Source organism: Corallococcus sp. AB049A (genome assembly GCF_003668885.1).
In the GTDB taxonomy this organism is placed as follows: Bacteria; Myxococcota; Myxococcia; order Myxococcales; family Myxococcaceae; genus Corallococcus; species Corallococcus interemptor.
Map to the genome: position 1 here is coordinate 1 of NZ_RAWL01000029.1, position 20646 is coordinate 20646.

11 protein-coding genes and 1 pseudogene are annotated in these 20646 nt (G+C 67.4%); 7 read left to right on the top strand and 5 right to left on the bottom strand.

Features of this window, described 5'->3' with window-relative positions; all coding sequences use genetic code 11:
* Positions 1-288 (top strand): annotated as a pseudogene (locus D7X55_RS43250) (hypothetical protein); the annotation flags it as partial.
* A 3-nt stretch (positions 289-291) separates the two neighbouring features.
* On the opposite strand, the gene D7X55_RS05270 reads toward D7X55_RS43250, so the two are convergent.
* Both D7X55_RS05270 and D7X55_RS05275 read right to left on the bottom strand, forming a co-directional pair.
* Positions 292-864 carry a putative toxin-antitoxin system toxin component, PIN family gene (locus D7X55_RS05270; RefSeq protein WP_158616249.1) on the bottom strand — a complete coding sequence of 191 codons (573 nt, stop codon included), beginning with the start codon at positions 862-864 and terminating at the stop codon, positions 292-294.
* A 23-nt stretch (positions 865-887) separates the two neighbouring features.
* Complete coding sequence (locus tag D7X55_RS05275) at positions 888-1298, bottom strand: helix-turn-helix domain-containing protein (protein WP_233609604.1); 411 nt, start codon at positions 1296-1298, stop codon at positions 888-890.
* Between the two features lie 270 nt (positions 1299-1568).
* Between D7X55_RS05275 and D7X55_RS05280 the strand changes: the two genes are divergently transcribed.
* The 5 genes from D7X55_RS05280 (at position 1569) to D7X55_RS05300 (ending at position 15847) form a co-directional block, all read left to right on the top strand.
* Positions 1569-3467: a ribonuclease R family protein gene (locus D7X55_RS05280; RefSeq protein WP_121722424.1), complete on the top strand. Its 1899-nt coding sequence runs from the start codon at positions 1569-1571 to the stop codon at positions 3465-3467.
* 520 nt (positions 3468-3987) lie between these two features.
* Positions 3988-8757 carry a PA14 domain-containing protein gene (locus tag D7X55_RS05285; RefSeq protein WP_147470029.1) on the top strand — a complete coding sequence of 1590 codons (4770 nt, stop codon included), beginning with the start codon at positions 3988-3990 and terminating at the stop codon, positions 8755-8757.
* Between the two features lie 109 nt (positions 8758-8866).
* Positions 8867-14620 carry an RHS repeat-associated core domain-containing protein gene (locus D7X55_RS45475; RefSeq protein WP_121722415.1) on the top strand — a complete coding sequence of 1918 codons (5754 nt, stop codon included), beginning with the start codon at positions 8867-8869 and terminating at the stop codon, positions 14618-14620.
* A 414-nt stretch (positions 14621-15034) separates the two neighbouring features.
* Complete coding sequence (locus tag D7X55_RS05295) at positions 15035-15427, top strand: hypothetical protein (protein WP_121722416.1); 393 nt, start codon at positions 15035-15037, stop codon at positions 15425-15427.
* Positions 15428-15478: 51 nt separating this feature from the next.
* On the top strand, positions 15479-15847 hold the full coding sequence (locus tag D7X55_RS05300) for a hypothetical protein (protein WP_121722417.1): 369 nt from the start codon (positions 15479-15481) through the stop codon (positions 15845-15847).
* A gap of 18 nt (positions 15848-15865) precedes the next feature.
* Here D7X55_RS05300 and D7X55_RS05305 read toward each other — a convergent pair whose 3' ends face one another.
* Entirely contained in the window at positions 15866-16588 is a 723-nt protein-coding gene (locus D7X55_RS05305) for a hypothetical protein (protein WP_233609605.1), read from the bottom strand.
* Between the two features lie 39 nt (positions 16589-16627).
* On the bottom strand, positions 16628-17107 hold the full coding sequence (locus tag D7X55_RS05310) for a YkgJ family cysteine cluster protein (RefSeq protein ID WP_121722418.1): 480 nt from the start codon (positions 17105-17107) through the stop codon (positions 16628-16630).
* 421 nt (positions 17108-17528) lie between these two features.
* Between D7X55_RS05310 and D7X55_RS05315 the strand changes: the two genes are divergently transcribed.
* The gene (locus D7X55_RS05315; RefSeq protein ID WP_120549932.1) at positions 17529-19571 is read left to right on the top strand and encodes a PilZ domain-containing protein; all 2043 of its coding nucleotides are present in this window, start codon (positions 17529-17531) and stop codon (positions 19569-19571) included.
* A 25-nt stretch (positions 19572-19596) separates the two neighbouring features.
* Here D7X55_RS05315 and D7X55_RS05320 read toward each other — a convergent pair whose 3' ends face one another.
* Complete coding sequence (locus tag D7X55_RS05320; RefSeq protein ID WP_120549933.1) at positions 19597-20580, bottom strand: NYN domain-containing protein; 984 nt, start codon at positions 20578-20580, stop codon at positions 19597-19599.
* Positions 20581-20646: the final 66 nt, after the last annotated feature.

The window sequence follows — 20646 nt, forward strand, 5'->3', positions numbered from 1 at the left end:
CTCCTGGGGGAGCGGGCGGTGAACGGGAACCGCTTCCGGCTGGAGGGAGCGTACTCGCATCCCTTCGGGGAGACGCCGGCGCAGCGGGGAACGCTGAGCGTGGAGGCTGCGGCGAACCCCCGCTGGGGATCGGGCTTCGGCGTGTTCGCGAGGTATGTGCGGGGGCAGGACTACTACAACATCCTCTTCCTGGAGCGCATCAGCCTCTGGCAGTTCGGGCTCGTCTTCGAGCTGAACCCGGGCGCGCGGTTGAAGACAGACAGCGGAAGGCCCCCGGGCTTCCAGTGAAAATCATTTGATGAGGGAAGGGGGGAGCAGTTCACGGACCTCACGAGCGAAATCCGGCACGCTGCGCGCCAATCCCTCCAGGAGCTTCATGAGGGAGATGGGGGGATTTCGCAGGGCCTCGGCCTGTGCCCGGAGCATCTCCAGCACGACGTCGGGTGCCTGGCTGAGCAGGTGCTGGAGGAAGGTGTCGGGGTCCTGGGCCTGGAGTGATGCGGGCAGGTGTTTCTTGCCGAAGTCCCGCAGATTGCTCGTAACGATTGTCTGGGCGCCCACATGGACCGCGGCGGCGAGGACGTGCCGGTCCTTCTCAGGGTTGGTCATGGAGGGGATGAGCCCCTCGTGGCCCGTCACCATGGCTTCGGGAAAGGCCGCCTTCATGGCGGCCACGCGCCGCGCAGCCTTCTCTTCTGACAGCCCCATGGCCTTGACCAGGTTGCGGCGCGTCTCCTCGAGGATGAGTTCCGTCCAGTGAATCTGGATGAGCCCTTCATGCGCCGCGCTCAACAACGTGTCGCAGACAGTGAGCGGAATCAGGACGTTCGCATCGAGGACGACCGGAAATGCGGCATGAATCACGGAACGGGTGGTCCTCTCAGTCGTCAGTCGAGTTCAGGATAGCCCCCGGCGTCCTGGCTCTCTCGCATCATCGCGTCGAGCTGAGCACGTCGCTCGGATTTCTGCCGCGCACGATATTCTAGGACGTCCTTACTGTAGACACGCCGATGAGTGCCTGTGCGGTGGAAGGGAATCCGTCCCTCATCGAGGAGCTGCACTAAGTACTGCCGCGAGACGTTGAGCAGGTTTGCGGCTTGTTGGGTCGTGAGCTCCTTATGGACGGGAACCACAGTGACAGCGTCCCCGGACGCAAGGATGGCAAGTACTTGCTGCATCAGGGCAAGGACGTCAGTGGGCAGAGGAATCGACTCATGGTTGGGACCAAGCAAGGAGAAGAGCGGATGCCCGCTTTTGTCGCTTAGCTCCTGGGTAATGAGCTGAGCGAGCTTTCGCACCTGTCCTACGGTTACCTCGCTAGCGGTAACTGGTTCCGGAGTACGCGAGGTAGAGGGGAGAGTGTCGGGCGTGGACATGGTCGACCTCGGGTTTACAGTTTGCAGTGACCTGTCAACATAGAGATATTCGACCCAAGTGCAAGCTGATTTACCCCGGCACCCTTAATCCTGATTGGTGTGGTTACCTCGTAAACGTCGTAACCGTAACCTCCCGAGGCATATCCCAGGATCTGCCCGTCCACCCGTGAGGTGGGCTACGACGGTGCCGACATGGACACCTCCGCCTCCCCGCGCACCGTCACTGGCCGCGTCGACGTGCATCCCCGTGGCTTTGGCTTCCTCACCGTGCAGAAGCCGGGCACCCCGGAGGTGCTGTCCGCCTTCATCCCGCCTCCGGAGCTGAACCCCTTCTTCGCGGGCGACGTCGTCTCCGCCACCGTGACGGCCTCCGGCGAGGACCGGTGGACCGCGTCCGGCCTGACGCTCGTGGAGCGCACCCGCGCCGTCGTCTACGGCGAGGTCGTGTCGCGCAAGGGCGCCTTCTTCCTGCGCATCGACCGGGAGGTCTCCAACACCGACTGGCCCCTGGACCCGGGCACCACCGCCGTCCAGCACAATGACGCCGTCGTCGCCCGCATCGCGGACGGCAAGGTCGTCCTGCTCTACCGCCTGGAGCCCGGCGCGGACCGCTCCCTGGAGCGCGTCATCGCCCGCCACGGCCTCCACCGAGACTTCCCCCCGGAGGTCATCCAGGAAGCCCTCCGCGCGAAGGAGACGCCCCACGCCCTGGGCGGCGCCCGGCGCGACCTGCGCTCCATCCCCACCGTCACCGTGGACGCGCCGTCCACCCGGGACATCGACGACGCCATCTCCGTGCTGCCCGCGGGCCCTGACGGCGCCGTGCGCCTGCTCGTGTCCATCGCGGACGTGGGCGAGTCCGTGAAGGAGGGCAGCCCGCTGGACCTGGAGGCCCGCGCCCGGGCCACCAGCGTCTACCTGGCGGGCCGCGTGCTCCCCATGCTCCCGGAGGAGCTGTCCGCGCACTGGCTCAGCCTGGTGCCCAACGAGGAGCGGCACTGTCTCACCGTCGAGATGCGCATCGACCCGGACGGCCGCGTCACCTCCGCGGATGTCTATGAAAGCCTCATCCGTTCCTGGGCGCGGCTGAACTACGACGAGGTCGCGGACTTCCTCGACGAGGGCACCGTGTCCCCCGCCATGGAGCCGGTGCGTGAAGCCATGCCCTGGTTCCGGCTGGCGTCCGCGCGGCTCGCCGTGTCGCGCGCGGCCCGGGGCGGCATGGTGATGTCCCGCGACGAGGCGCGCTTCACCTTCGACACGGCCACGGGCGCCGTGTCCGGGCTCGCCGGGGAGAAGGACACGTCCGCGCACAACATGATCGAGCGCTTCATGGTCGCGGCCAACGAGGCCATCGCCACCTGGCTGATGACCCGTGGCGTGCCCACCGTGTTTCGCGTGCACGAACAGCCGGACCCGCAGCGCGTGGCGGACGTGAATGCGTTCGCGTTGCACTCGGGGTTCGCGGCGGGTTTCGGCGCGCAAATCACCCCGCTGGCATTGGCCGCGTTCGACCGGCAGATCTCCGGAGCGAAGGCGGAGCCCGCGCTGCGCTCCGTGCTGCGCCGCTCCCTGGGCCCGTCCCGCTACACCGTGAAGCCGGGCCCGCACTTCGGGTTGGCCGCGCCGCTGTACCTGCACTTCACGTCGCCCATCCGCCGGTACGCGGACCTGGCCGTGCATCGGCTCATCAAGGCGTACCTCCACGGCCGGCGTGACTTCGTGCACGAGGACCCGGAGGTTGAAAAGCTCTCCCAGCACATCAACGTGCGGGCCCGCTCCGCCAACCGGGCGGAGGTGGACCGTCACCACGAGCTGGAGGCGCGCTTCATGTCCACGCGCATCGGGCAGCAGTTCCCCGCGCGCATCGTGCGCGTGAAGCCCTTCGGCCTGGTCGCGCAGCTGGACGGCATGTGGGTGGAGGGCATGGTGCCGGCGGAAGGCCTCGCCGGAGGCCCCTACCGTCCGGACACGCGAGAGCTGTCCATGGTGGGCAAGACGCGGACCTTCACCGTGGGCATGCCCATCACCGTGAAGGTCGTCTCCACGGATGAGCAGCTGGGCCGGGTCGAGTTCGCCCTGGTCGAGTAGCGGCAGGGCCCCCATCCAGGGGAGAGACAAGGGGCGTCCGCCACTTCGGACGCCCATCCAGGCTCGGGGACGGTCCATGCCGTCCCCTGGAGCCGGAGGCAGGCTGGCACCCCTCTTGCTCAGGAACTTGGGGAAACTGAACAACGGGACGTGAGGGCCGCCGGCCGGGTGCGGCCCGAATGGATCGACGTGAGCCCAGGGCTCCGCGTCCATGGCTTCACATGCAGGGTGTTGATGAGGCTTTGCCCTGTCCAGGGCAGGCCATGTGTCTTGTCTGAGGGGGAGTACAACTGTGTTTACGGCAAGCGTGTCACCACGCGAAGACAATCCAATGAGAAGAAGATTCGCGGGAGCCTGGGTGCTGGGAATCTCAGCACTCCTGGCCGCGTGTGGAAGTCCTTCCGAGGAGGAAGCGGCGCCCCAGGCGGCTCCCGCGACGGTGGAACAGGCCCTGAACGGCGAGAGCTGCAGGCCGAAGGTGATCCCCGACAGACAGCCTGGCGCTCCGGCGGGTCAGGACATGTACTGCTCAGGGCCCTGGGAGTACCGCGACGAATGCTTCAAGCTGAGCAACACCTCCGCGTGTCCTCCGGACGGCTACTACGACAAGATCTGCCAGGTCGACCTGACCTGTAACTACAGCCTCCGGGAGCAGATCACCGATACCAGCCTGAAGGCCACGGGGATCAACGACAAGAACGAGAACTGCAACTACTCGGATACCCCCCCCTGCACGACCTTCAACCACACCACTGAACTCACGACCTGTACGGACAGAGCCAATCAGCTGATGGCCAGCCTCAGGGCCGCGGGAAAGGAAGACATTAAATACAAGTTGTACATCGTGTCCGCCACAGCGACGGGCTCCCGGGTCCTGGGAACTCCCAACGTCACCCGCACCCGTGGCGACGGCTGGAACACCACCGTCACGTCGACACCCTGGACGCAGGCCTGCACCATCACCATCGGGAACGTGGTGAAAGAGTGGAAGTATGGGCAGCATTCGGAGTGCGGCAGTCAGAACGTGGTTTGCCCGGACCCCACCCGTCCGAAATACGAATACTGCCGCGCTCCCGAGCACGGCATGGAGGACGACCCGGCCACCTGTGATTCGCAGGGGGGCCAGGGCGTGATGTATTCGCCTCCGGGTCAGTCGCTGTACTCGCTGCAGAACGACATCGATCCGCAGGCGGACATCCGCCTGGGCTCCTACCCGAACCGTCCCCGCTGCATGACGGCGGAGGACACGTCCTACTCGGCGGTGGAGGCCAAGTACACCCGGCTGGCGACCCAGCTGGATGCGCCCGTCCCCCAGTACGTGGATGGACCGGCCCTGAAGTTCCAGCTCATCAGCGCCCTCAAGCTGCTCTTCGAACTGCACGCCGACGACCCTGCCTTCGACCGGACGGAGCAGGCGGGAGGCTTCGCGACGCGCCGGGACCGCATGATGTCGCTCTTCGCGAACTACCCGGAGATGAACCACTTCTTCCGCGTGGATCCCTCCATCGACTTCTCCTGGGGGCAAGGTGGGCCCTCGACGTCCATGGAACCCGACACCTTCTCGGTGCGCTGGACGGGGTTCGTGGAGGCTCCTCAGACGGGGACATATGCCTTCCATGCCAATGTACAAGGCTATGCCAGGGTGTATGTGGATGGCCAGTCCGTGGGCGGCTGGTGGGGCAGCTCTGAAACGCATTGGTACAGCGGATCCGTCAACCTGACAGCGGGACGTCACGCGCTGAAGGTGGAGTACTACAACTTCGAGGGGAGTGCGGGTGTCCACCTGAAGTGGCAGCCTCCGGGTGCGACGGCCGCCGTGGCCATTCCCACCAACAGGCTCTTCACGCCAGACGAGCAGGGCAATGGCTTGCTGGGTGAGTTCTTCGACAATTACGACTTCACCTCCGATGCGTGCGGCACGAACCTCCCGGAGCCCCAGGCCACCTGCGCCGAGGCCAAGGACGTGCTCGCCACCCTGACCCTCTGCCAGCGGATGTTGGACCCGGAGGTCTCCAATACCGCGGCCACGGCTTTCCTCCAGACCTGCACCTCCGCCGCTTCGGCGCTCTCCCAGCTGGATGCCTCCCGCTGTGACATCCCGGCGTATCGGGCTGCCTTCCAGGACATCAACTCCCGGCTGCTGATCAAGGGCCTGCCCCAGATGACGACGACGCTGGGCAGCGAGGCCCGCATCGGGGAGCTGCGCGAGAAGCTCGCCGCCATCCAGCGGTGGTACTCGGGGGCGCGCGCCGCCTTCCCGTCGAACAGCCCGCCCCCGGCGGAGCTCATGGCTCAGGCCAGCCAGGTGATGAAGGCGTTCTGGATGGGCGTGTGGATCAAGGACGACCTGGGGCTCACGGCGGCCACGGATGAGGATGCCCAGACGGCGCGCGCGAAGATCCTCCTGGACGCTTTCACGGCGGATCGCCAGGTGCTGCTCGCGGCCTTCGGCGAAGGCGGCCTCCCTCCGCTCACGGGAGCGCCCCTGCTGTACCTCCTGGACGACTCGCTCCGGGGCCTGAACGAGCGGCTGCTGGAGGTGAGCCGGCTGCATGACATGGGGTGCCGGTTCATGACCTGCACCACCCGCTCGACGGCCACGAGCCAGCTGTGGAGCCTGCTGGCGAACCTGGATGATGGGCAGGCCTTCCACCAGAACCTGTCCCTGGCGGCGAACGTCTCGGCGGACTGGAAGCGGGTCTTCCAGCAGATGGACTGGGGGCACGCGGCCTTCCGGACCGCCGTGGAGGACGCACTGGGACTGCAGGCCGGCGCCTACACCGCCAATGCCCTCTACACCCACCCCGTCTCCGGTTCCGCCATGGGCCTGACGGCCATGCTCCGGGACGCGAAGGCCCGCAGCACCGGCTACGCGGCCAACGGCCTCTTCACCGCGCAGGACGACCACACCCTCAAGGTGGGCCTCAACCGGCAGAAGCAGGAGGACATCCTCGCGCAGCTCAACGCCACCCTCCAGCAGCTCGATGGCAGCGTGACGGCGTACAACACGGGCCGGCTGACGGCGGTCCAGGGGCTGCTGGGGCAGATGCAGAGCCAGAACGGCCAGGCCAGCCTGGACAACAAGCTCCTCATCCTGGGCGAGCAGGTGAAGACCCTCAACCGCGACCTCAACGGTCTGCGCACGAGCCAGGCCGTGGAGGAGGCCCGCATGGGTGACTTCATGGATGGCTTCGAGGCCCTCTTCCCGGCCATCGCGGAGCAGGGACAGACCCTGCTGAAGGCCGAGTACTCCCTGGCCGTCCACAACAAGGGCCGCAAGGGCGCGGATGCCGCGGATGTCATTGGTCTGGCGGAACGGAATCCGAACGGGCAGGCCGGTGTCTTCAAGGTTTCGCCCTCCGTGGGAAGCCAGCTCGTCATCCAGGTGGGTGGAGCGTGGTCTCCGACCTGCGCGCTGGGTTTGACGGCGGGTCCCAATGGCAGCCTGGTCAAGGTGAAGAGCGGGCAGTTGCCCATCATGACGGGGCCGGAAGGCTTCAGCGTGGTGGAAGCCGCGGGCACCTACACCGCGAAGTCGGTGGAGACCGTGAACTCGCAGGGCAACTTCTCCAACGCGACGAACACGGAGTCGGCCTGTGGCGGCTTCAATCTCTCCATTTATGGCATTGGCCTCGGGGGCGTGAACAGCTGCATGTCGAGCGAGACCGGGACCACGTGGAACCGGACCTGGAACCAGACGGACTCCAGCGGTAGCAACAAGACCTCGACCTTCTCCGTGGCACGTGGCCTGAGGTCTCCCAAGGCGCCGTTCCCGGACGAGCCCGTGGGCAGCCTGCTGCTGGTGGAGATGGTGCGGGGGCAGACGGACCGTCCCAACGTCCGGTCGGTGCGGGTGCTCCAGTCGCCGTCCAAGGCCGTGCTGGTGACCGCGGAGTCGGACTTCTACGTGGTCGTCAACGACGCCGCCATCGAGGCCACCGGGGAGACCGCGCAGTGTGCTTCCTGGGTGGGTGACTCCCAGCTGGACGTCCGCATCGCGCAGCTGAGCCCGCTCACGAACGAAGCCACGCTCGTCACCACCGCGATGGTCGCCGGGTTGGACCAGGTGAAGCAGGTGGGCCGGTCCTACGCGGCCCAGGGCCGGTTGCTGCCGAACCAGATCAACAGCCTGCGCACCCAGGCCTTCAACGAGGTGTACCAGCGCTGCAACTGCACCAGCCTGAACAGCTATCCGGAAAACCTCCGCACGCTCTTCGGAACGTGGGTGGAGAAGGCGCTCACCGACGTGGAGCGTGAGGTGGAGCTGATCAACATCGAGCGGCAGCTGCGCCAGGCGGCGCTGGAAAATCACGCGCTGGTGACCGAGCGGGAGAACACGGAGGGCCAGTCCCGGCTCCTCGCGCTGGTCCCGGTTTGGGCCCTGCGGAACCTGGATGGCACGTTCATGCGGGCGCAGCTGGAGGCCCTGGACGAGGTCATGGGTCAGTGGCTGGCTCCCACCATCCGGCTGATGCATCCGGAGACGCTGACGAACTTCACGTCCTCGGAAAGGAACCTGCTGGAGGCGCTCACGGGGATCGATCCGACCTCGACGAACACGGACATCAGCCTGCTGGCGCAGGCGGCGAAGGACGCGGCGAGGGCGGTGGAGACGCGTCTGGCGGCGACGCGGATCATCGGTCCGTCGAGCCAGGTGCTGGACGTCATCATCAGCATCCCGAAGCCGGGCGTGACGCCTTCCACGATCTACCGGAAGGTGGACCCCGCGCTGGCGAAGTCGGTCTGGGACGACATCCTGGCGAACCGCAACCCGACGCTGACCCTCACGCCGGAACACGTCTACAGCCTGTCGGGTGGACAGAAGCTGCTGCCGTGCAACCAGCTGACGCCCATCATCCGGACCATGATGCTCTATGGGGTCCTGCCAAGCGGGACGCCGTACGAGCCGTACACGCTTCCCGTGGGCATGACGCCGGCGATGCGCTTCCCGACGGCATCCTCCCTGTATCAGTACGATTTCAACACGGCGTCCTACCTGACGCCTGCCGTGCAGATGATGTTCGGAAACCTCACGGATCCGATGTCGCAAGCAGCCGCCAAGCTGGAGAACTACCTGAATGCGTCGGTGGTGGCTCAAGGCCTGTCGCCCTTCACCACCTACCAGGTGAATCTGGACGCGTTCCGGGAGATGTACGTGCCGCCTACTCCCACCACCATCAACACGAACAGCCCGTTGGCCAAGATAAACGAGCTGCTGGTGGTCTTCCGGGTGGAGACGAAGCAGGAAGCCTCCAGCATCAAGCCGCCGGGTGTGGCGCGCTGCCAGTAGTCAGCGTCTGAAACGCAGTCACAGCGGTCCATGGCCCCGTCCGGTGGGTGCAGCCCGGGCGGGGCCTTTCCTTCAGTGTCTGTCTTTCCTTCCTTCATGGGATTTCGTCATGCGAAGCATGTTGGCTTTGATGGCCGGGCTGTGGTGTGGGCAGGCGTTCGCCCAGCCCTTCAATGATGCGTTGGTGCAGGCGCCGCAGTTGGGCGCGCCCACGCGCGGGAGCCTGGCGGGGCAGTACGCGGCCACGGACCTGGGGCCCGCGGACGTGAGCCGGGGCGGCTTCAGTCTGGCCTCCACGTTCGCCGCTCCCTCGGAGCGCGGCGTCCTCCAGGCCGGAGTCTTTCCCACCTACTCACCGGAGGGAGGCATCGGGGAATGGGGCCAGGGCTGGGGCGTGTCGCTGGCGGTGACGCGCACGCGGGTCCTGGGTGAGTTGGATTACGCGACCGATGACCTCACCGGGCCCTGGGGCCGCATGGTGAAGGGCACGGACGGGTGGTGGTACCCCGTGGGCCTCAAGGGCCACGTGCGCATGCAGGAGCAGGGCGACACGCTGGTGGCCGTGCTCCCGGACGGCAGCCGCTGGACCTTTGGCGGCAGTGCCCGCGTGTCGACGGCGCGCGGCACCTACGCATGGCACCTCACGCAGGTGGCGGACGTCACCGGGCACAAGACGCAGCTCACGTGGACCGCCAATGACTCCGGGCGCCTGTTCCTGACGGCGGCCCATTACGGAGGCCTGGGGGACGACTTCCAGCAGCGCGTGGACTTCATCCATGAGCCGGTGGTGACGCCCTTCGTGGACTGGCGCTCCGGCCAGGCGCTGCGGCTGGACCGGCGCGTGTCGCGCGTGGACGTGCGCACCAAGGACGCGGTGACGGGGCAGTTCTCGCTGCGCTGGAGCCACGCGCTGGGCTACCGCCAGGACTCGCTGGGGCCTGCTTTCCATCTGGAGTCCGTGCAGCAGACGTACGCGTCGGGCCAGTCCACGCCGGTGGTGACGTATGTCTATGAGAACGCCGCGGACTTCCTTCCGGCCGCGGCCGCGCGCTCCATCCCCAAGTTCGACGGCGTGATGCTGGCGTACTCCGAAGGGGTGGCCCTGCCCTCGGAATCCACGCCGCTGGACGACGGCGAGGACGGGCTGGTGGACCTGGAGCACCGCGCGGACTTCAGCCTCATCCGTCAGGGGCCAGGGGGCTACACCTTCGAGCCGCTGCCCGCGCTCGCGCCGGATGCGCGCTTCGAGTGCCGGCCGGATGCCTCGGCGTACAACCTGCCCCGGCTGCTCGCGAAGATGCGGCCCCAGGAGGACAACCACCAGGTGGTGTCGCTCGCCTGGAACGCGTACCTGGGGAAGACGGAACTGCTGGTGTGCGAGCGGGACGGGCACCCGGTGCACCAGGGCTGGATCGACGACTACTGGGTTCCCGGCCCGAACACGCGCGTGGTGGACCTGAACCGCGATGAGCGGCCGGACCTGCTGGACGTGTTCCCGGGTGGCTACCGCGTATTGCCCAACCAGAGCACGGCCACGAGCTACGCGTTCGCGGACGTCCCGGTGACAGGCACGCTGAACCTGCAGGTCTATCCCCAGGCCACCTGGGTGCACGACTTCAACGGGGACAGCGTCGCGGACCTGGTGGTGCGCTACGGCAACGACCTCTTCGTCTACGAGGGCAAGGGCCAGTTCCAGTTCGAGCCGGAGCCGCGCATCTACGAAGCGCGCTTCCCGGACGGCATGCAGGTGTCGCTCGCGGGCTTCGAGCTGAGCTTCACGGACGTCAACAACGACGGCCTGAAGGACGTCATCGCGGGCAGCTACTACGGGGCGCTGCTGCTGGTGAACGACGGGACGCGGCTGGTGCAGGTGCCCGTTCCGGCGCTGGAGCTGCTGACCTGGAACTCCAGCTTCCCGGTGGCGCAGGACCTGGAGGGCACGGGCAACACGGAGCTGTTCTTCGTGGAGAATGGCTTTGCCCGATCCGTGGCGCTGAACCGCCCGGGCACGGGGCTCCTGAAGTCCGCGGATGACGGCAAGGGAACGCGGCTGGAGCTCACCTACGCCCGCAGCCCCGTGGCCCTGCGTCAGGGCGCTCGCCAGCCGGTGCTGGACACCCTGACGGTGCGGGCCAGCGGGGAGGAGGCGAGGAGCTACCAGTACACCTATGAGCAGCCGGTGATGCACTCGGTGGGGCGGTTCCTGCTGGGCTACGGCCAGGTGACGCGTGAGGGCGCGCACGTCGTGGAGGAGATGTCCTTCCTCAACGAGGACGACAACGCGGGCCTGCTGGTGTCCTCGCGCGTGCACGATGACAAGGCACCCCGGGTGGAGACGTTCTCCGTGCTCCAGTACGAGGATGCGTCGCTCGCGGGTGTGTCCTGGAAGCGGCCCCGGGCGCAGGAGCAGGGCTGGCGCTCCACGGAGGACAACCAGCGGGTCTCGGAGTCCACCGGGTACGAGGCCTACACGGCGGACGTCTGCCCATCGCGGGTGGTGACGACGACCGCGCAGGGAACGCTGACCACGGAGCGGACGCGGGCGTCGGTGCCCGGTCTGGGCTCGGCGCTGCACTGCCTGGAGAGCGGGACGGTGCTGACGGGGCAGCATGCGCAGCAGCCCTGGATGGACTTCCGCCATGAGGGCGTCGTGGAGCGCGACTCGCGCGGGCTCGTCACTGCCGTGCGCAGCGTGGCGGGCGGCCAGACGCTGACGCTGCAGGAGGTGGCTTACAACCCGGACGCGTCGCTGGCGTCCATCTCCGTGCCGGGCAAGGGGACGGCGTATTTCCACCACGACGCGGTCCGGCGGCAGCTCCAGCGTACGGAGGCTCCGGATGGATTCGTGACGCGGGTGGTGGACCGCGCTCCGCTGACGGACGCGGTGCTGACGTTGGAGGTGAATCGGGGCGGGACGCCCTACCAGCGCTATTTCCGTTACGACGGGCAGGAGCGGCTGAGCAGCGAATGGGACAGCCTGAATGGCTCCGAGCTCAATCCCAAGCAGACCTATGGCTATCAGTACGCCACGGCGACGAAGCCTGGATCCTTCCAACTGTCCATGCTGGTGGATGGTTCGCAGGGGGCGGTGCGGGAGTCCATCGAGTACGTCACGGCCTCGGGTGATTCGCTCACCACGGCGAACCGGATTCCGGAGGGCTGGACCTTCGGCGGGCTGAGCCGCCGGGATGGAGCGCACGCGGAGCTCCGCATGCTGCTGCGGCCGGCGATGGGGCCGTCCGTGGACATGCAGGGCATGGACTACACGGCGCTGCTTCAGGGAAGCCGGCAGGTGGCCTTCCAGAGCGCGTCCGCCTTCGGCCATGACGTGGCGACCCGCACCGCCTTCCACGAGGGCGTGGAGAAGCAGGTGGCGACGAGCCTCGGCTTCGAGGCCGGAGCGCTGACCCAGACGGCCGTGGAGAACGGGACCTTCACCGCCAGCCGCACGATGGACGCGGCGAAGCGCGTGCTCTTCCAGGAGGACGAGGCCCACACCCGCTACGGCTACCACTACGACGCGTCCGGGCGCCTGCGGGAGGTGATCATGCCGGACGGCGCGACCCACCGCGTGGAGTTCGACGGACATGGCCGCGTGAGCCGGCTGGTGCGCCATGGCGTCGCCACCGTCGAATACGCCTACGACGCGACGACGGGGCAGCTCACCCAGAAGCGCTTCCTGTCTCCGGCGGGAGTGGCGCAGCGCCAGGTGTCGTTCGAATACGACTCGCTGGGCCGGGCCTCCAAGGAGACGCACAGCGCTTCGGGCGTTGGAGCGCAGGTGTACCGCTACTTCCACGATGGGGCTTCGCCCTCGAGCGGGCCGACGCTGGACCAGAAGGGGATGCTCACGGCCGTGTCGGGCGATGGCTACGTGAAGACCTTCACGTACCGGGAGGACGGCAAGCTGACGTCGCGGACGCTGGAGCTGACGGGCTGGCGCACGGTGCAGACGCAGCTCGCGTACAACGACGCGGGGGATGTCTCCAGCACCACCACCGTGGTGAAGCATGCGAATGGCGCGGTGCTGTCGTCCGACACGCAGGCTTACAAGCTGGACGCGTACGGTCGGCTGCACGAGGCCTGGCTGGGGACGGGTGCCACGGCGCCGGCGCCGTGGGCCTTACTGGCGTATGACGGCGAGGGACGGGTGTCGTCGGTGGACTTCACCGGCGGGACGCACGTGGGCTTCGGCTACGACGCCTTCACCCGGCGCCGGGTGACGCAGACGCAGTCCACGGCCACGTGGAGCGCCGCGACGGCGCAGCGGTTCAACACCCGCGGCCTGGTGGAGTCCGAGGACTTCACGGTGGGCGCGCAGGTCTGGCAGCGCGACTACGCGTATTCCGCGCAGGGCTTCCTCACGCAGGCGCAGGACGCGCACGACAGCTACGCGTATGGCTACGCGCCCGAGGGATTGCCCACGTCCATCGAGGAGAACGGCACGTCGCGCGCGGTGACGCGCACGGGCAACACGCTCACCGCGGGCAACGTCACGTACACGTTCGATGCGCTGGGCCGGGCGGTGACGAAGGGGGACCTGGCGCTCACGTACGGGGCCAACGGGCACGTGGCCACGGCGACGCGTGGCACACAGCAGTGGCACTTCCTCTACGACGAGACGGGCCAGCGCATCCTCAAGCGCGAGGGCACGGTGCCGGTGGCCGCGTACCTGGAGGCAGGGGAGTACCTGGACGCGATGGGCCTCACGCTGCCGGTGCACTTCGCCGGTCAGCTCGTGGGCGTCATCCAGCAGGGCGTGTTCCGCCCGCTGGCGGCGGACACGCGGGGAACGCTGCTGACGGACACGACGGGTGCGCCGTTCGTGGCGTCGCCATACGGCAACCGCGCTTCGCACCCGGATGTCTCCGCCGCGATCGAGTACGTGCAGAAGGGCTACGACGCGGACCTGGGCGTCATCCGCATGGGCGTCCGTGATTACGACGCCACGTTGGGCCAATTCCTCACGCCGGACGGCTTGTTCCTGGAGTCGCCGGAGATGTGCCTGGGGAGCCCGGGCGAGTGCAACCTGTACTCGTACGCACGTGGCAACCCGACGGGCTTCACGGATCCGAGCGGCAAGTGCGCGGTCAGCCAGGGGAAGGGGTTTGACTGCATGGCACAGCCGCTGGCGCAGGGTGCCGCCCTTGACCACATGGCGATGCAGGAGTGGAGCCATGGCAATTACGGCACGGCCACGGCGGCGGGCGTCCTCAGCGTGCTCAACGGTGCGATCGTCGTGTCGGCATACGTTGGGCAGGGGTTCGTTGATATCGGCAATGGGACCTACAAAGCGACCTCTGGATTCTGGGAGGGGAATTACGACAAGGCGCTGAACGGGTCGGTGGAGACGTTGGCCAACTTCGTGCTCGCCCGGATCGGATTGTCCGCCGAGACGTTGAGCGCCGAGCTTTCGCTCAGCGGCCGGATTGCCTCGGGCCTGAAGGCGGCAGGCGCCAAAGCTGCTTCAACAGAAGCAACCGCAACGGCGGCGACAGTCTCATCGACTGCGGAGGCGAGTGCCACGGCAGTGGCACAAAACGCCAAAGCGAGTGGAGGGACAACCCGCCTGTGGCGTGCAGTTGAACCTGCGGAACTCGCCGATGTGATGAGGTACAGTGACTACAACATTCATCCGAACTCTACATTTAAACGGTTTGCCTTCGACGAACAATCGCTTGATGCTTTTATAAAGGCGAACCCTGGTCGCTCGTACACGAAAACGTACATTGAGCTGCCGACGGATAAGCTCAAGCTCATGTATGAGCATGCGGACCCGGGAGGTGTGGGGAGAAGTATTGGAATCGATGTCTATGAAATGCCTGAATTCTACCAATGGTTTAGCGGGGTGCAGATCAAGTGAGTCGCTATAAAGCCAAGCTGACAATCTTTTCGCACGATCGGGGTGGTCGACCGGCGATGCCACTGGGGTCAGGCTATTCACCTCACGCGTGCACGCCAGGGGGACAGGAGAACCTGCCCATCATTCTTCACGACGTCCCCTCATCTGCGGCGTTCAACACCGAGTTTGAAGCGGTCATCGAACTCCGGTACCCCACTCGCCTCGATTATTCAGCCCTCATCTCGGGCCAAGGCTTTGACCTGGTAGAGGGCGTGAAGCGAGTTGGCCGTGTTCAGTTGGGGGAGGCACTGTCGTAGTGCGACCCTGAGTCATCCCCCGTGGTTGTCTGGCCCCAGTGCAGTGTGGGGAGCGGTAGGATCACCGTTCCCCACGCTGGTGGACGGCACACCATCAGGTCGTGCGCCCTGGCTGGGGATGTTCGCGTTCGGGAAGCTGGGGAAGGGGACCAGCGGCGTCTTCTCCATGCCGGATCCAGAGAAGCTCTGTGTCGTGTCACGAGGCGCCGGCTACCTTGTCACGGCCCGTGATCCCAGCGCCTGGGAGGCGGTCCAGGCGTTGCCCGTGACGGATGTCCGCGTTGCGCCATCAGCTGGAATCGTGGTGTTCGCGGACTTCACGGAGCTGGTGGCCTATGGCGCGGAGGGACTGCGCTGGCGAACGAAGCGGCTGGCCTGGGATGGCTTGAAGATCGTCCAGGTGACGGAACGCTCCATCATCGGTGAGTACTGGGACATGCGGACGGAGGCGATGCAGACGTTCGAAGTCGACCTCGCCACCGGTTCCCAGGAGGGCGGCGTGGAGGGATGATGGGCGTCCACGTTCATGCGGACCGGATCACACATTCCCTGGAGGTTCCAGATGCAAGCAGAGTCCGTCGAGAGCAAGGGTTACCAGATCATCGAACCATCAAGTCTTGGAATGCTTACGGCGCATCCAGACAAACATGCGTTCGCTGTCGCGATGCTTCAGTGGCTTGTCCAGGGATTGCAAGCCGAGCTGAAGGAACAACTGAGGGGCGTGGAAATCTCCATCATCCGGGTGGAGTATCAAGGTGCCTATCCGGCGCTCGGCATCAGGTATGTCAATGAATCCAATGACCTGGGCAAGCTCATTGAACAAACCGCCGATCGTCTCCTCCAGGAACGAAGTGTTTCCGACTTCGCGGCGTTCCTCGTCAGGGAGAAGGTGGATTGGGCGCGCCGGACCGCTGACCTCATGTCGAAATAGCGGCTGCCGCGAAGCGGATCACCCCGCCAGCGGCAGGCCGTCCGTGGACTCCACCAGGACGTTGCCGGGCACCCAGCCCAGCAGCCCGGTGGATGACCTCACCAGGTACTGGACCTCCCCCTTCGTGGGGACGCTCGCGGCCAGCACCTGCACCTTGGAGCCCTGCGCCGTCGTGGCCACCACGGCCTTCCCCGTGCGGCTCTGCGCCAGCGGGAAGGACTTCTTCACCGTGGCCTCCACGCCCACCGCGTAGAACTCCTGCGGCACGTGCACCAGCTTCCACGCCTTGCGGTCCAGCGTGTACTTGTCGCGCCTCTGCCAGAACCCCATCCACGTATCGACCAGGACGATGCCGTTGCCCTTCGCCTCCGTCAGCGCGCGCACGTCCCCCAGCGGCTTCACCGCCTTGCCGTCGTAGCCATAGAGGAAGAAGCGGTGGTCGTCGTCCATGTCCCCCAGCGTGTGGACCAGGAGCTCCTTCCACTTGTCGCCCGTGTCCAGGTCCACCACCGTGAAGCCGCGCACCTCGTTGCCGGACGCGTTGCCCTGCAACGTGGCGCTCCCCGCCTTCAGCGTGAACTTCCCGCCTTCCCCCGCCGTCAGTGTCACGGCGTCCGGCTTGCCGTCCCCGTCCAGGTCCACCTGCGCGGACTTCACGGGCTCATCGTTCTTCTGCGCCCACGCGGGCACACCGGTCAGCAGCACGGCGGAGGACAGCACGGCCAGCAGGGGGGTCTTCACGGAAGCAGGACCTCGGTCGGAAGGCAGGACGGCGCTACGCTAGCCGCCCGAGCGGCGGAAGCGCCCCCGGAAGTGCTTGTCCAGGTACACCTCCGCGTGCGCCAGGGCTTCTCGGGTCCCGGGAGGCAAGGTCAGCGAGGCCGCGGCCACCCGGGCCTGACGCATCGCGGAACCCCTTCCGCTCTCAGCGGAACCCACGGCGTCCACCTTCGCGTGCGCCGTGTCCACCACGCCCTTCGCCTCCTCCAGGGACACCTCTCCCTCCGCCAGCGCGTTGAACAGCTGGCAGCGGTAGCGGCGGCAGGCGTCCGGGCGATCCTCGTAGACCGTGCAGCACAGGCCCTCCAGGGCAGCACAGCGCTGGGGAAGAGCCACGGCGCCGTCCTCCTTCACTAATAGGGAAAGGCCCTTCTGGCGCAGGGCTTCCGCCTCGGCGGGCTGGAGCGGCACCTGGGTGAAGAGGGTGCCGTCACAGCACATCCCGCAGTGCAGACAGAGGGTGGAGAGGGGGGAGGTCATGGCGTGCCCGAGGGATAACGCCTCCCCGGGAGGCGAGTCATCCCCGACGTGTGTCGCCCCGGCCTCCGTCCCTCCAAGGCAAGCCAGGTCTCACCAGTCAACATGCGACAATCCCTGGTGTTCCATGTGTCGGAATCACCCTGTGTTTCTGGGGCCCGCACGACCCGAGGGGAGGGACAGGACTGAACCTGTCTCGGAAGGCCATGCGTCTGTCGGTGGAGGAAATCCCCGGCCCGTGAGAAACCAATTCGCGACAGTCCAATGCGTGGCCGCCCTTCCAGCCCGAAGGTCTCAGTGCAGAAGGGGTGAATGATCTCCACTCTGTGGGAATCCGAGTTCCCCGGGTCACCTGCAACTTGGGGACACCACGGTTTCTTCGGACGTCGTAGAATCACGCCCCGTCGTACATCAGGGAGCCCCCATGCACAGCGAAACTCACGACGCGCCGGCCGGACGCGAAGCCCTCCTCGGATACCGGGTGGGGACGGAGCTCAGCGCGGCGGCCTCCTTCGGCGCGGACTTCTCTTCCGGTCGTCTGGTGCAGCTGTCGCTGGAGCACCTGACGCTCCACCTGGAGTCGCGCGCGGTGCCGCGCAAGGGCCAGGCCGCGTCCGTGGTGGTGGGGGAGGGTGAGCGCTGGGCCACCGCGCTGGACGCGGAGGTGATTGGCGTCAATGCCATCCGTCCGGAGGTGAGCCTGCGCTTCGTCGCGCCGCCGCTGGACGCGGGCCGCCGCATCGTGGGGCTGCTGGAGTCGCTGCGTGACAACGGCCAGCTCCTCACGCCGGAGACGCGCCCCGTGTGGCGCGAGCAGATCGACCGCGCGGACCGCGTCGCGCGCATCTGTGAAGCGCTCGCGTCCCGCCAGGCCCGCGGCGTGCTGCGCTCGCGCGACGGCCAGGCCGTGGCGGAGGTCACCTGCGCCTTCTTCGAGCCGCTCCAGGACGTGTTCGGCTGGAACCTGAACGGCGCGCTCCCCCCGGGGCCGCTCACCCTGGAGGCGTTCGGCTACTCCAGCGTGGTGCACTTCCAGGCGGAGGTCGCGCGCGTGGAGGGCGGCCTGCTCCTGATGCCGGTGCCCACGTCGCTGGTGCGCTTCCGCCACCGCTGGCTGCGCCGTACGCAGGCCGACGCGTCCTGCACGGTGGAGTTCGACCACCCGCTCTGGCCCCAGGTGCACGTGCACCGCGGCCTGCTGGATGTCTCCTATGAAGGCCTGTCCTTCCTCACCCAGCCCGGCGAGGACCTGATGTACCCGGGCCTGCGCCTGCCGGTGATGCAGGTCGCGCTGGAGGGCCACGCGCCGGTGCGCCTGCGCGCGGAGGTGCGCAACATCTCCAGCACGCCCCACGGCCGCCGCTGCGGCGTGAGCGTGCGGCCCCTGGACGCGGAAGGGGCCCGCGCGTGGCGCGCGCTGGTGGAGGCCCAGGCCCACCCCACCACCAAGGTGGAGGGCGACTGGAACGACTCCACCTGGAAGCTCTTCGAGCGCTCCGGCTACTTCCGCCTGCCGGGCAAGGAGCCGGAGAAGTTCACCAGCCTGCGCGACCAGTTCGACCGCGCGCAGAACAAGCTCCAGGAGGCGCCGCTGCTGGGCTACCGCGTGGTGCGCCCCGCGGAGGACGGCATGGAGGCCACGCTGTCCGTGCTCAAGCCCTACGCGGGCAGCTGGATGGCGCACCAGCTGGCGCGGCACCAGCCCCCGGGCAGCCGCTCCACCGCGCGCGAGGCCCTGCGCGACATCTACCTGCGCGGCTACGAGCCCACCCAGTCCGACCCGGAGGTGAAGTGGTTCTTCGCCTACTGCGAGGCGAACGTGCGCTGGGTGCGCTACACGAAGTTCGACTTCGCCACCTGGTACGCGCACACCGGCCAGACGTGCCTCGTGCCCTTCCGCCTCATGGAGGGCGAGGTGGACAGCGTCTGGACGAAGCCCGCCCACGTGAAGGTGGGCGCGCCCACCGGGGAGGAGCGCGCCCGCTTCTTCGAGCGCGTGGCCAGCACCCACCCGGAGGCCTACAGAGAGGCGCTGGACCTGGTGCCCGAGCGCTTCGACCTGGAGACCACGCGCACCGGCTGGGGTGACGCGGGCCTGTCGCGCGAGCGCGAGATGGTGGTGGCCCGTCACGAGGGCCGCGCCGTGGCCTTCGCGGTGTTCGAGTCCGCGCAGCCGGGCCTGAACCTCTTCAACGTGCTGGACGGCGTGCGCCTGGTACCGCTCACGGACGACGCGAGCCCGGAGGTGCAGGACGCGTTCGTGGCGCTCCTGTGCCACGCGGCGGAGTGGTACCGCGCGCGCGACCGCAAGGTGTTCGTCCACTACGTGGAGGCCACCTGCGTGGAGTACGCGGAGCGCGTGTCCCTGGCGGACCTGGGCGAGGGCAAGCTGTGGGTGATGTCCGCCCGCCTGCTGCCGGAGTTCCTGGAGCACCTGTGCGAGTCCACCACGCCGCGCGCGGTGTAGTGGACTCGCGGGCCCGGGGGGTGGACTACAGCCCCTCGTCCTCGGGGTCCGGATAGGACTCCAGCTCTTCTTCCTCCTCCTCCACCGGGGTGGGCGCCTTGGCGTGGCGCCCCTTGCCGCCCTTGCTCTCGCGCGCCGGAGCGCCGAAGTCCGAGTCCGGGCCCACGATGTAGCCCTGGCGCCCCTGCTGGATGCGGCGCAGCAGCCCCTCCTGCTCCAGCGCCTCCAGGAGCCGCGCGAAGGTGGAGAAGCCGTGGTCGCGCTCGTCGAAGTCGGGCTCCTTGCGGACGATGGTCTCCTTGACGAGCGACGGGTTGAGCGGCCCGGTCGCGCGGCGCAGCAGGCTCTGCACCACCTCGCGCGCGACGGCGGGGACCTCCGCCTTGGCCTTGCCGCCCTTGGACTCGGCGCCTTCCTTGGCGCCCTTGCCCTCGTGGCCCTTGTCGTGGCCCTTCCCGCCCCGCTTGCCGCCCTTGCCCTCGTCTGACTTGGAGCCCCGGCCGCCGTGGTCCTTGTCCTTGTGCGAGGACTCGCCCTTGTGCTTGGGCTTCATGTAGATGAACTGGTCGCACGCCCGCACGAACATCTGGGAGCTGGCCTCGCGCACGGCCAGGCCAATGACGGTGCGGCCGTTCTCACGCAGCTTGTACGCCAGGGGGCAGAAGTCGCTGTCGCCGGAGGCGATGACGAAGGTGTCAATCTGCTCGCGCGCGTAGCACAGCTCCAGCGCGTCGATGACCAGGCGCATGTCCGCGCTGTTCTTGCCGGCGCGGGTGGAGGGGGGCACGTCCACCAGCTCCACGCCCACGTCGTGCAGGCGCTGCTTCGCGTCCTCGAAGCGCGACCAGTTGCAGTAGGCGCGGCGGAAGACGACCTTGCCCTGCTCCAGGAGCTGGTCCAGGGCGGGCTGCAGGTCGAAGTTGTTGGCGCTGATGCCCGTGTTGGTCACCAGGTTCTCGAAGTCGATGAAGAGGGCGATGCGGTGCTGCTCGTCGGTGCGTCCAGCCAAAGGTGCCTCGTATTCGTGTGCGAGCGGTCCTTGGCTCGCGTGCGCTCCACCCTACTGTGGGGACGC